Here is a 12,664-nt window from a genome sequence, read left to right on the forward strand (position 1 = left end):
AATCTCGTGGCAGTATTCGTCATATCGCGATTGATTCTACAGGCCTTAAGGTGTTTGGTGAGGGGGAGTGGAAAGTTAAAAAGCATGGCAATGAAAAGCGGAGAACTTGGCGTAAATTACACCTCGCTGTTGATGTGGATACCCATGAAGTCATCAGCGCTGAAGTCAGCCTCGTTAATGTCGGAGACAGTGAAGTGTTSCCCACACTCCTCAACCCTCTTCGAAGAAAGGTGCAGGCGGTATCGGGTGACGGAGCGTACGACACAAAGGAGTGCCATAACGTGTTGCAACAAAAAGGGATAACGCCATTAATACCCCCACGTAAAAATGCGGCCTTTTGGGATGATGGGCACCCAAGAAACGAAGCRGTTAAAGCGTTAAAAAATGACACGTTAACCCAATGGAAAATCGACTCTGGTTACCATGACCGCTCCCTGTCTGAGACGGCCATGTCTCGATACAAAGGACTCACTAGCGGTCAATTGAGCTTAAGGCATTACAACGCTCAAGTCGGTGAGGCACTCGCTAATGTCAAAGCCATGAACAAAGTCATAGGACTAGGTATGCCTGTTAGACACTAACGGAAGCTAAGCGTAGGTAAGATCTGTCTTCAACCTGATTTGTTCAACAACGCCTGTCTAAGGTGAAACCATTACATGTCGACCGAATCCTTTTGGTTGAATAATTACTCTAAATAACGCAATGGAACTTCAATGTAAAAGCAGTTGCTTACAGTTGTTCATGGGTATCATTCTTCCCTAGTTAATAGTCTATAATTTACTGCTTTTTATCGGGATTTATAAAAACATAATATTTTTATTGATGTTTCAGAGTTCCATTTCTAATAAGGGAACATACATGTTTTGTGTTGGAGATGTAGTAAGGAAAAAATCCGGTAATCTAGATATGACTGTTAGATGTGTATACATTGAAAATAAACAATATATATGTAACTGCTTCTGGGGCGAAGGGGATAATAGAGGGGGATTTATTGCTAACTCACTTGAGAAATTAAATTCTCGTAAAGGTAGGGCGTGGGAATATTTAAGACGAGTTAGGCTGGGATCATTTTTAATGAAGAACCTAAACAAATATATACGATGCTTGATAGGAGGTACTATAGGCATCGTTGTTCAATTATTCGTTCCGATATGTGTTACGCCACTCACGCGCTTCTCTAACGGGCTAACTCGAATCTATGCCTTTGTTTATCACAGTAGTGCTCTGTTTCGGAAGGGGAAGCGGTAGTCGCTAACTCACTTTTTGTCACGACCCAAGAAAATCATATCTCATACACGATAACCGACTATAATATATTCTACACGTATATTATACGAGAACGATTTATGAAAAAAATACTAAAATGGAATTCCATAAAAAAGTATCTATTTTTCTTACTATTATTCCCTGTGTTTTCATTAAGTGCAGAAGAGAGGGTAGTACGTTTTGTTACGGTAGATTGGCCTCCTTTTTTTGCTTCTAGCTTACCTCAGCAAGGTTATGTCAGTGAAGTAACAAAAGAAGCATTAAAACGTGTAGGGTATAAGACAACAATTGACTTTGTCCCTTGGGCTAGAGCTCTTAAAATGGTTCAGGATGGTAAGGCCGATGCTGTGTTGGGAGCATATTATACACAAGAAAGAGCAGCTTACTCAGTATACAGTGACCCTATAATGAAGAGTTCAGATTCATTTTTCAAAAAAAAGGGGTCGTCTTCTCCCAATAGTTATACATCTTTGACAGACCTTAAAAAGTACTCGATAGATTACTTACGAGGGTCTTCTTACGGCGAATCTTTCGATAATGCAGATTTCTTAAAAAAGAGCAAGTCAAAAAACATTAAACAAAAATTACTAAAATTAGACCGTGGAAGAGTTGACCTTATTTTAAGTTCGGAGGTAATAATAAATTATACTATTATGAAAGATCTTCCAGAGTATCAAGGGAAATTTGTAAAATTAACCCCTCCACTTAAAACAAATATGTTATTTAATATGTTTTCCAAGAAAGTTGATGACCATCAAGAAATAGCTAAAGCTTTTAACAAGGGACTCAATATTCTCAAAGAAGATGGCACGCTGTCACAATTAGCTGAAAAACATAATATACCTTTAGATTCACAATTATAACAAGGAGGGGGGGTGGTGCATTTAGTAGCTGTGTTAACTATGATGTGTGTGAATACCTCCAATACCGTTAAAAATTCCGAGATCCTCAATGCGAGGCTCCCGGGGAATTTCAATAAAACGGTACCCACACTCGGGGGTCGAACAAGACCAATCTGCGCAATTACCTCACCTAGTAATAAGTGGTTAAAGTTGATCTAAGACTGAATCAAAATCGAAATTATATTTTGATACACTAGGGTTATATTTTTTTGAGTACTGAGTGAAATCGATTTTTCTGAGATTACTTTCACTTAATTTTTCTTCGGTTAATTTGCCTAAGTACAAGTCTACATTTTCTTTTGTCGCCACTCCGACTGGAGTCTTCATTTCAAGACTTTCTTGTGCAAAATCAATTCCATTTAAATAGTCATAAAGTAATACCATTACCCAAGCACCTTCAATATAGTGTCCACCATAACTAGCTACTACATGACCAGCTTGGATTTGTTTAAGCGTTGTCTCATTCAACCCAGACCCTCCCGTGAAAATGTCAGTTCCAGGTTTTAGTTTTAGCTCGTTAGCACCTTGTATTATACCGTTTACAAGGCGATCGTTGCCTGCCCAATACACTGAAACGGCGGGATATCGATTTGCTAAGCCTATAAATTTTTGCTTGGAATCTTTTTCATCCCATTTTTCAGAGTGCACGATCTGCAGCAATTCAACATCGTTTCTCATTCCTACCGCATGTTCTAGAAGTTTTTCTCTGACGATTGCTGATCCAGATGCTCTAGGACCGTTGATTCCTATTGCTTCTACCTGACCATCAGCGTTAACTTTACCGTTAGCTAACGCAGCATCTATTAACAGGTTGGTTAGTTTTATGCCTGCCGAGGTTTCATCTGGTAACATCTCACCTATCCAATTTTTGTATTTCACTCTTGGAGAGCCAGCAGATTTGGCATCCTTTGAATTCATAGCACTGTTGAATAGGAACGAGTAGACACCTGCCGCATCAGCAATCTCTATTAACTTAGGTGCCATGTGTTTAAAATTACTAAAAACTACCGCATCGACTTTGTCTGGACCGGCAACAACTGTTTGTAATATTTTCTTCATTTTGACATGACTATCTTTAGCATTATACGCAGTGAGCTCTATCCCTAAATCATTAGCACTCTCCTGAGATAGCTTAATTACTGTACGCCAAAATGGAGCATCCCTAGGATAAATCATGGCTACTTTAAATTCCTTCGCATAGCTAAATGTAGTGGGTATTAATGTAATTGCCATTAAGGAAATTATTCGTAATATCATGATCTTACCAATTCTAGATTGCTAGTTAAAATTTAGGGTACTTAAAAACTAGTATATTCTTGGGTGATTTTCCATCATGGACATATCTATGAAAAGTTGGCTTCCGAGCTAGGTAAATGCTCTCATAGTTGGTGACGGCGTAAATCGGCAAGTTTATCTAGGCAGGCTTGGTAGGCTTCATCGTAGTCGAAAAAAAACTGCACAATATCTTTATTAATAATCCCTTTTTCCATTGCGAAATGCTGGATCTTTTTAGAGAACACGTTGACCAATAAAATACATTGGTTTTCAGACATCCAAGCAATGTTGTCACTCGCATCTCCCCAAGTATCTAATGAGGTTATGCCCCAATCACGGAAGTCGATCAAAGATACTCAAGGTATTGTATAGCTATCGGGTGAAGTGGAAAGCCGATCGTTTTTCTCACTCATCTCTTTAGTCGAGTGCGTAAAGTGAGATTGGTTCGCTCGATTCTCTGTGTGTATCGTTTACCCACGATGTGTTTTTCATGTGGTAAATTTGCTGTGTAAACACTGAATATCCGTACAGAAGAAATTGACGGTAAAGGGAGTCAGCAAGCTTTGGAAACGCTTAAATGCTTGTCTGTTCCGCTTGCCAAATGCGTGAGCAATAATACGTTTAAACCTCGGCTCCCATGCATACCACAACCAGCGCTGATTCTTTTTATTTCCCACAAAAGACCATTGTTAGTCGACTTCACAAATCAGTTCAATAATCGCGGCATCAAACGGGATCGTGGTTACTTGTCTTGGTTGGAGTTTTTTAGAGTGCGCAAACCGGTGTTGTAACCGACTTTCAGCACTCGCCCTGTGTCTCGAAGGCCGGCGCTATTCATGGCCATATCGACAATCTTTTCCTTAACTCCCGGCTTACAGGCTTCATAAGCATCATCGAGGAGGAAGCACCGTTTACATTTCTAAACAACGCTATCGCTGGATACCTCTTGGGTTCCGTCCGTGCTTTTTGACAGGGTCAGTTTGAGAACAAAAACGACATTTCACGTTAATGGTAGCCATCATTCAATCCTTGGAAAAAGAAAGATTATACACTAACTCAACCACTTGGCGTCACGACCCAAAAAACTGACTACCGCGCTGTCGATATTCAATGTCTTAGTAAGGCCCCAGCAGGGAACGCGAAACCAAACACAGTTTGGAACATTGCTAGGCCCTGGAACATTGGTTAACTTTTTGTGATGAAAAAATTCATCCCATTGTCTCTTTTGATAGTATTTCTGTTTACGACGAGATGTAGTTCTCATTAATTGGTCATTAAAATTCTTGACTCAGGATAAACCCAACGAAGATCTCATTGTTATTCCTATAAAAAACTTACCGTAGCCACAAATGAGAGCGCTCTCATTTGTGGGCCACTTAACGGCATTGGTACTTTTAGGATGAATTTACAGGGGAATACGATGAACAAAATACTGCTATGTTGTGCTGCGGGAATGTCGACAAGTATGTTGGTGAAGAAAATGATTGAGTCTGCACAAAGCAGGCAGATAGAGGTAGAAATAAATGCCGTCTCTGTTGCCGACATTGCCGATCACATTGAAAGTTATGACGTGGTCTTACTTGGCCCGCAAGTGAAATATGAACAAACTCGAATTACTAATCTTGCCACTCCTTTAGACAAAAAGGTATCGGTCATCAATATGATGGATTATGGCACAATGCGTGGAGACAAAGTCCTGGACAGCGCTTTGGCTCTGATTTCTTAGTGTAGTTACTTTATTTCGTAGATTTTCCCCTTAACTTACCACACTCGCCACGTGTTGCTTGGCGAGCTGCGGCACTTTGGAGTTTTGTATGGGCTTTTATACATCCATAATGGACGTCGTTGAAAATCGGGTTGCGCCGATTGCGACTAAAATTGGGACTCAACCTCATATCATCGCCATTCGTGATGGCTTTATTTCGGCAATGCCGTTTCTAATTGTCGGCAGTATCATGCTGATTGTTGCCAATCCCCCCTTTAATGCCGACACCACATCCACTTTAGGTCAATTGTGGGTGCATATAGCGAAAGCACATTGGGGCACGATTACCATGCCTTATTTCATGACGATGGGGCTGATGAGCGTCTTTGTCAGTATTGGTGCTGCCTACAGCTTAGCGAAGCATTATAAGTTGGATGGGCTGACGTCGGCCATGCTTTCTTTAATGGCTTTTTTGTTGGCCTCAGCCCCTCAAGTACACAATACTATGTCGATGGAGTATTTAGGCGGGCAAGGTGTATTCACCGCCATTATTTGCGCTTTCTGGTCTGTTGAGCTCATATATAGGCTCAAAAAGTACAATATCACGATAAAGATGCCAGAGCAGGTACCCCCAGCCATTGCCCGTTCGTTTGAATTATTGTACCCAGTGATAGGAATTATGCTGACGGTATATCCAGTCAGTCTGTTTCTGCAAAGTGAATACAGCATGTTATTGCCTGCTGCAATCATGAAAGCTTTTCATCCTTTGATTGCAATGGGAGACAGCCTACCTGCAATCCTTTTAGCCGTCACCATCGCGAATCTGTTGTGGTTTGCAGGTATCCACGGAGACAACATAGTCACAGGGTTACTGAATCCTATTTTTATGGCCAATGTTGCTGCAAACGCTGCACTTATTACCCACGGCGCGCAAGCAACTCATATTCTAACGGCTCCTTATTGGTCATTTTACCTGTGCATCGGAGGATCTGGCTCAACGCTCGTCTTGGCGTTTATGTATTTACGAAGTCGTTCAGTGCACTTGAAAACGATTGGTAAGCTGAGCGTGGTGCCAGCGCTATTCAATATTAACGAGCCGCTAATTTTTGGTTCTCCAGTGGTGATGAACCCAATTATGTTTTTCCCTTTATTGGTGGTGCCAATCGTTAATGTGTTGGTGAGTTATTTTGCATTGAATCTAGAATTGGTCCAAAAGATGATCGCAATGGCGCCTTGGACAACTCCTGCTCCTATTGGAGCCATGATTTCTGCCTCTTGGGATTATCGCGCGTTTATTTTGGTGTTTGTCTTGATTGCTGTGGACTACCTCATTTGGTATCCATTCTTCAAAGCATACGAGAAGCAGCTTTGCAAAGAGGAAAACGCGACGCAACCTAGCAATGATGAAAGCCCGCTGACCGCTTCGGCCAATGCGTAACCCGAATGATTTTAAGTACATTTATTAACGGAATTTGAAAGGAATTTTTATGGAAACGATTAGCCAACCGCTTGCTCAAAAAGCGGAAGACATTGATAGTGTTGACTTTGAATCTATTGTAATGGAGTTGCTTGTTACTTCTGGTCACGCACGTAGCTGCGCATTAATGGCGATACAGGAAGCGAGAAAAGATGAATTCAACCAAGCAGAAACACTATTGCGTGATTCCAAAGAGGCCGTATCGCAGGCACATAAGGTGCAAACTCAATTGATCGGGCTTGATGAAGGTAGCGGCAAACTGCCGACTACTCTAATCTTGGTTCACGCTCAAGATCATTTGATGAATGCCATGTTGATTCAAGATTTAGCTAACGACATGATCGAATTATTTCGCAGGACCTCAATTACAGAAGGAGACGCGCAATGAAAACGGCAAAAATCGCGGTCATTGGTGGCGGAAGCAGCTACACCCCTGAATTAATTGAAGGGATCATCAAACGTTGGCGAAGCCTCCCATTACATGAGTTAGCATTGGTTGATATAGAGTCTAGTCGTGAGAAAGTTGAGACTATCGCCGCGTTAACACGGCGGATGTTTGCAAGAGAAGGGTTAGAACAAGTCAAAATCACGGTTCACTACAAACCGGATACTGCCATTATTGGTGCGGACTACGTCCTCACTCAACTAAGGGTGGGCGGGTTGCAAGCAAGAGCTAAAGATGAACGTCTCGGGCTCAAGTACAATATTCTAGGTCAAGAGACGACAGGGGTTGGCGGTTTTGCAAAGGCGCTTAGAACGATTCCGGTCATGCTAGATATTGCACGTTTAGTTGAAAGGCTTGCTCCCGATGCTTGGATCATTAATTTCACCAATCCTGCTGGTATTGTCACGGAAGCGGTCACACGTTACACCAACGCGAAAATTGTTGGCGTGTGTAATGTGCCTGTTACTATGCATCACATGATAGCGAACATGCTGCAAGTAGAGTTTGACGACCTTCAGATACGTTTTGGTGGCCTTAACCATATGGTTTGGGCTCACAATGTTATCCATAAAGGTGAAGATATCACCCAAACTGTTATCGACCGTCTGTGTGACGGTGCAGAACTGACGATGAATAATATCAAAGAAGCGCCATGGAACCCGGCCTTTTTGCGGGCGCTCAATGCGATACCTTGCCCATACCATCACTATTTTTATCAAACGCAAACCATGCTTAAAGATGAAATTAAACAAGCCAGTAACGAAGGGACAAGAGCAGAACAGGTCATGCAGGTTGAGAAAGCGTTATTTGAAATTTACGCCGATCCAAATCTATCTGAAAAACCGGAACAATTGACGTTCAGAGGTGGCTCTTTTTATTCAGAAGTGGCTGTTGAGTTGATCTGTGCAATTCAAAATAATTCCGGAACCCGTCTTACGCTGAATACCCAAAATAATGGTGCCATCACAGGGCTTCCAGATGACGCGGTTATTGAAACAGATTGTATTGTAGATAGCCAAGGACCGCACCCGTTGGCTTTTGGCAAGCTTCCTAACTCAATGCATGGTTTAACTGCACAAATAAAAAGCTTTGAGCAGTTGACTATACAAGCGGCAGTGTCTGGAGATAAAGAGGCTGCGCTACTGGCGCTGGTCACTAATCCGCTGATTGGTGATGCGAATCTCGCAGAGTCACTATTAGCGGATGTCATTTCATGCAACCAAGAATATTTGCCGAAATTTGCTTAATTCTGATAGGGGGAGAGTGTTCCCCTCTTTTCATTTAGAACATAATACCGATAAACCTTAACGAGTTTGGAAAGCAATGTCATGGTCACATTGGAAGACGTAGCCACCGCCGCAGGAGTTTCGCGAGCAACTGTTTCTAGGGTGGTGAATGGCGAAAAAAAAGTTAGGCTTAAAACGCAGCAATTGGTTGAAAATACAATCGCGGAGCTTGGGTATTCTCCTAATCCCGCAGCACGAGCTTTAGCTTCCAGCCAAAGTCAGACGCTTGGATTAGTCACGACATCCTATTTGGGGGCCTTTTTTGGTATTTTGATGGATAATGTCCAAACTGAGGCGGAGTTACATAACAAACAGCTACTGGTAACTAAGGGAAGAGGAAGTGCCGAAAAAGAGCTAAGCGCCATTCACAAACTCTATAACATGAGATGTGACGGACTGATACTGCATGTACGGGCCCTGTCTGATCAACAATTGATTGAGCTTGCGGAGCAAGAACGTTCGTTTGTCTTGCTAGATAGATTTGTTGAAGGTCTCGAAGAGAGGTGTGTCTTCTTTGACCACCAATTGGCGAGCCGACTGGCGGCTCAACATTGCATCGACAAAGGGCATACTAAGATAGCCTGCATTAGTGGCCCAGAAAGCCGTTATTCTAGCCAGTTTCGGCGCGATGGGTTTCTTGATGCAATGCAACGCGCAAACCTGACGCCCACACACTGTTTATCTGGAGAGTATGACCTGCCAAGTGGCTACCGCTTAACCTGCCAAATTCTGAAAAACGACCCGCCTTCTGCTATTTATTGTTGCAATGAAGAAATGGCAGTAGGTGCACTTCTCGCGATCTCTGAGCATGGGTTGCATGTTCCGGAGGATATTTCGTTAATTTGTTATGACAGTGGGGAACGAGCGGAGTTTGTGACGCCTAAAATAACGAGTTTGCATTTCCCGATTACTTCCATGGCAAAGGCGGCGACTTATCAACTTATTCACTCGGGTTCAAAAAATCCGATTTTTGAACCCGAGATCATTGATAGAGGATCGGTGCTGACTCTTCAATGACGTCGATTCTCAGAAAGGTCATTGGGCTGACGTAGTCGATCACCTATACCAAGGTCTGGAAACGTAAACATGTCTTAAAAAGCTTGAGAGTGTATAGAGATCTGGGGTCTTACCAGAGTGTGGGATTCAGTGAATTAGGGTGTAATACTCATTGAAATACTTTCTTGTAGTTGGAAGGAGGTAGTAAACTAGCCTTCACTTAGGCATATTCGTGCCAGATTCAGAGAATGTTATGTCGAGGAATAAATGGGGTTTGTTCTCAAGAAAATACTATCAGCATTTTTAATGCCTTTTGCTATAGGGTTGCTTTCGTTTGGAGTCGGGCTTTTCTTTTTATATAGAAAAAGTTACAAGAAGGCGAAAGTGTTTTTGACTTTCTCATTTATATGGATGTTTTTGATAGGTTATCCACCTGTTTCTAACTGGATAATAGAGCCGTTGGAGTCGACTTACCCAGCGCTAAGTGCCAACAGTGATATTAACGCAAAGTATATTTTGCTTCTCGGTGGTGACTTTAATGGCCGAGCGTATGAAGCGATAAGATTATTTCATATGTTACATGGTGCAAAAATCATCACTTCTGGTTATCCCGGTCCGGGTTACGAAGTTCCTGAAGCAGTTAGAAATGCGAACAAGCTTATGAGCTTAGGGATCCCGAAAAGCGATATTCTAATACAGAGCAGTCCTAAAGATACTCAAGAAGAAGCGCAAAGTATTAAAACATTAATCAGAAATGCGCCGTTTGTTTTAGTCACATCGGCATCCCATATGCCAAGAGCGATGACCCTTTTTCAAAAAGAAGGACTAAAACCAATTCCAGCGACTACAGACTTTATGCATAGAAACAGTAGCCTTTTATCTATGCCGAATGGAAGTGACGTAGCAAAAACTAAGACCGCTTTTCACGAATATTTGGGAACGTATTGGAATAAGTTGAAGTGGGTTGGGGCTAATTTATTTTAGTGAATTTAGTTTGTTGTTGAGATCTAGGATGTTCTAGTGCAGGCTTTGAGCGATTCGCCCGAATATCCATAGCTCAGGTATTACTGAAAAACGAAAAGAGAGCAAAATTGCTCTCTTTTTTTAAATACCGAACTTTCTAGATACCGAAAAGCTACAACGAGATATTCTGCTCAGTGACACCGTCAAATACGTGGCAGAAGCTGGTGTCTAAGTTGAAATGGAAATTCTTTCCGATATCTGATGTCGATAGATCCACAGAGGAGACTCGGGCGATAATGATATTGGATCCGACTCTGAAGTGTAGGTATTTCTCATTACCCATGTTTTCGACTACGGAAAGCTTACCTTCAATCACGTTGAGATCGGTAGAGTTTTTTGCAAGCGTGATATGCTCTGGGCGGATGCCGAAGCAGACTTTTGTATCAATACTTTGTTTAAGACCGTGGGTTTTATTCTCTGGAATGACCACTTTTTGGCCCGGAGCGAGTTCAATAAAATAGTTCCCGCCTTGCTCTCTTAGTGCAGTATCCACCAAATTCATCGCTGGGGATCCAATAAAGCCCGCAACGAATTTATTGTTTGGGAAGTTATAAAGGTTGGTTGGTGTGTCCACCTGCATGATCTGTCCTTTGTTCAGCACGCAGATACGATCGCCTAGTGTAAGTGCTTCGGTTTGGTCGTGGGTGACGTAGATCATGGTCGCTGGATTACCTTCTTCTTTAAGCGACTGGTGCAGCTGTGCGATTTTAACTCGCATGGAAACTCGGAGTTTGGCGTCTAGATTTGAAAGTGGTTCATCAAATAAGAAAACGTCTGGCTTGCGAACAATCGCTCGTCCAACCGCGACTCGCTGGCGTTGGCCGCCAGACATCTCTTTTGGCTTACGGTCAAGCAAATCAGTGATCTCAAGTTTTTCGGCCGCTTCTGTCACTCGAAGTTTGATTTCTTCTTTCGATTTCCCCTGCATTTTTAGACCGAAAGCCATGTTATCGAAAACGGTTTTGTGAGGGTAGAGCGCGTAGTTCTGAAATACCATCGCGATCCCACGGTCTTTTGGCGCTAGGTCATTGACCACTTTTTGGCCGATACGAATCTCTCCATCGGTGATGTCTTCAAGTCCTGCAACCATGCGTAGGGTAGTCGATTTTGCACAACCGGATGGGCCAACAAAAACCATAAATTCACCGTCTTTGACATCGAGATCGATGCCATGCACTGCTTTGAAGCCATTTTCGTATTCTTTTTCTACTTTTCGTAGGCTGACTGTGGCCATGAGTTACTCCGAGAATCTCATTTAAAATTTAAAACCTTGTTGAACCAGCTAGTTTTTCCAGCGGATCTACCTGAATGGTTGTTTTTTTGTTTTGGTTGGTTCTCTCGCTTAATCAGAGAGTTAAGTGAAGCGAGAGTTCTTAAGTATTCTGTAGTGTCACGAGCTGGGTAACCAGACAAGTGGCTGTTAGGTGCGCAAGAGCGCGTCACCCCAGCTTGCGCTTTAATACGGGTATTGTGACCAATCTTCACACCACCGGTGATCCCAACCTGGCCGTGGATAATGACGTTGTCGCCAATCTCTGTCCAACCGGCAACCCCGACTTGTGATACCAGCAAGCAATGGCGTCCTATTTTGACGTCATGGCCAATTTGAATCAGGTTATCCAGCTTGCTGCCCGCGCCGATGATGGTATTGCCAATGGTGCCGCGGTCAATGGCGTTGTTGCAACCAATCTCGACATTGTCTTCGATGATGACTCGACCAATGCTCTCTAGCCTGATGTATTCTCCGTGTTCATTGGTTAGATACTCAAAGCTGTAATTGCCAATCGAGCAGTTGGAATCAATAGTGACATTGTCACCGATTACAGTCCCTTCCTTAATAACCGTGTTGGCATGAATGGCAACGTTGTTGCCGATGGTCACACCGTTCATGATTTTTACACCAGATTTAAAGTGGCAGCCTGTTCCAATTGAGGTGTATTTTCCAATGTAGACATCATCAATGTCAGAGGTATTGTCTTGGTCATCTAATCGGTATTTATTCACCTTATACCAAGTCAGAAAGTGGTTAATGAGCTGGGCGTTTAACTGCTCAATGGCAATCACTGTTGCCTTGATATCTTTGCAGATAGATTGTGGTCCAACAATAACGTCAGCTAAACTCGCGGAAACTTTTTTGAGGTCGCTGGGCTGCCGGACAATGGCAAGTCCTCCAGAAGAGGGGTTGTCTAGCTCCACTATGTTTTCAACGTGCAGCTCCTTGTTGCCAATGACAATACCACCTATCACATCAGCAATCTCCGCGACCTTTATCATATGATTTTTCCTGTT

At 42.6% G+C, this 12,664-nt stretch carries 12 protein-coding genes and 1 pseudogene; 8 read left to right on the top strand and 5 right to left on the bottom strand.

The features are described 5' to 3' along the window. Both L4C34_RS02530 and L4C34_RS02535 read left to right on the top strand, forming a co-directional pair. The coding region (locus L4C34_RS02530; RefSeq protein ID WP_428787782.1) for an IS5 family transposase at window positions 1–581 on the top strand (581 nt) is incomplete at its 5' end. A 765-nt stretch (window positions 582–1,346) separates the two neighbouring features. After that, window positions 1,347–2,129 (top strand): substrate-binding periplasmic protein, encoded by a 783-nt coding sequence (locus tag L4C34_RS02535; protein WP_428787783.1) that lies wholly within the window; start codon window positions 1,347–1,349, stop codon window positions 2,127–2,129. 183 nt (window positions 2,130–2,312) lie between these two features. Here L4C34_RS02535 and L4C34_RS02540 read toward each other — a convergent pair whose 3' ends face one another. From L4C34_RS02540 to L4C34_RS02550, 3 genes and pseudogenes are all read right to left on the bottom strand, one after another. Continuing rightward, on the bottom strand, window positions 2,313–3,425 hold the full coding sequence (locus L4C34_RS02540) for an ABC transporter substrate-binding protein (protein WP_428787784.1): 1,113 nt from the start codon (window positions 3,423–3,425) through the stop codon (window positions 2,313–2,315). A gap of 122 nt (window positions 3,426–3,547) precedes the next feature. After that, window positions 3,548–3,793, bottom strand: coding sequence for a hypothetical protein (locus L4C34_RS02545; RefSeq protein WP_428787785.1), 246 nt, complete (start codon window positions 3,791–3,793; stop codon window positions 3,548–3,550). Window positions 3,794–3,855: 62 nt separating this feature from the next. Beyond that, window positions 3,856–4,462: pseudogene (locus L4C34_RS02550) on the bottom strand (IS1 family transposase); the annotation flags it as partial. Window positions 4,463–4,863: 401 nt separating this feature from the next. On the opposite strand from L4C34_RS02550, the gene L4C34_RS02555 reads away from it, so the two are divergent. The 6 genes from L4C34_RS02555 (at window position 4,864) to L4C34_RS02580 (ending at window position 10,336) form a co-directional block, all read left to right on the top strand. Further along, window positions 4,864–5,169: a PTS sugar transporter subunit IIB gene (locus L4C34_RS02555; protein WP_428787786.1), complete on the top strand. Its 306-nt coding sequence runs from the start codon at window positions 4,864–4,866 to the stop codon at window positions 5,167–5,169. Window positions 5,170–5,257: 88 nt separating this feature from the next. Then, the gene (locus L4C34_RS02560; protein WP_428787787.1) at window positions 5,258–6,586 is read left to right on the top strand and encodes a PTS sugar transporter subunit IIC; all 1,329 of its coding nucleotides are present in this window, start codon (window positions 5,258–5,260) and stop codon (window positions 6,584–6,586) included. A 49-nt stretch (window positions 6,587–6,635) separates the two neighbouring features. Beyond that, window positions 6,636–7,013, top strand: coding sequence for a PTS lactose/cellobiose transporter subunit IIA (locus L4C34_RS02565; RefSeq protein ID WP_428787788.1), 378 nt, complete (start codon window positions 6,636–6,638; stop codon window positions 7,011–7,013). After that, window positions 7,010–8,317, top strand: coding sequence for a 6-phospho-beta-glucosidase (locus L4C34_RS02570; protein WP_428787789.1), 1,308 nt, complete (start codon window positions 7,010–7,012; stop codon window positions 8,315–8,317). Before L4C34_RS02565 ends, L4C34_RS02570 begins: the two co-directional genes overlap by 4 nt. Window positions 8,318–8,398: 81 nt before the next feature. Beyond that, window positions 8,399–9,373, top strand: coding sequence for a LacI family DNA-binding transcriptional regulator (locus tag L4C34_RS02575; RefSeq protein ID WP_428787790.1), 975 nt, complete (start codon window positions 8,399–8,401; stop codon window positions 9,371–9,373). A 246-nt stretch (window positions 9,374–9,619) separates the two neighbouring features. Further along, window positions 9,620–10,336, top strand: coding sequence for an ElyC/SanA/YdcF family protein (locus tag L4C34_RS02580; RefSeq protein ID WP_428787791.1), 717 nt, complete (start codon window positions 9,620–9,622; stop codon window positions 10,334–10,336). A gap of 151 nt (window positions 10,337–10,487) precedes the next feature. Here L4C34_RS02580 and L4C34_RS02585 read toward each other — a convergent pair whose 3' ends face one another. Further along, window positions 10,488–11,609: an ABC transporter ATP-binding protein gene (locus tag L4C34_RS02585; RefSeq protein ID WP_428787792.1), complete on the bottom strand. Its 1,122-nt coding sequence runs from the start codon at window positions 11,607–11,609 to the stop codon at window positions 10,488–10,490. 17 nt (window positions 11,610–11,626) lie between these two features. Continuing rightward, window positions 11,627–12,649 carry a UDP-3-O-(3-hydroxymyristoyl)glucosamine N-acyltransferase gene (locus L4C34_RS02590; protein ID WP_428787793.1) on the bottom strand — a complete coding sequence of 341 codons (1,023 nt, stop codon included), beginning with the start codon at window positions 12,647–12,649 and terminating at the stop codon, window positions 11,627–11,629. Between the last annotated feature and the right edge of the window lie 15 nt (window positions 12,650–12,664).

This window comes from Vibrio profundum (assembly GCF_050337555.1).
Lineage (GTDB): Bacteria > Pseudomonadota > Gammaproteobacteria > Enterobacterales > Vibrionaceae > Vibrio > Vibrio profundum.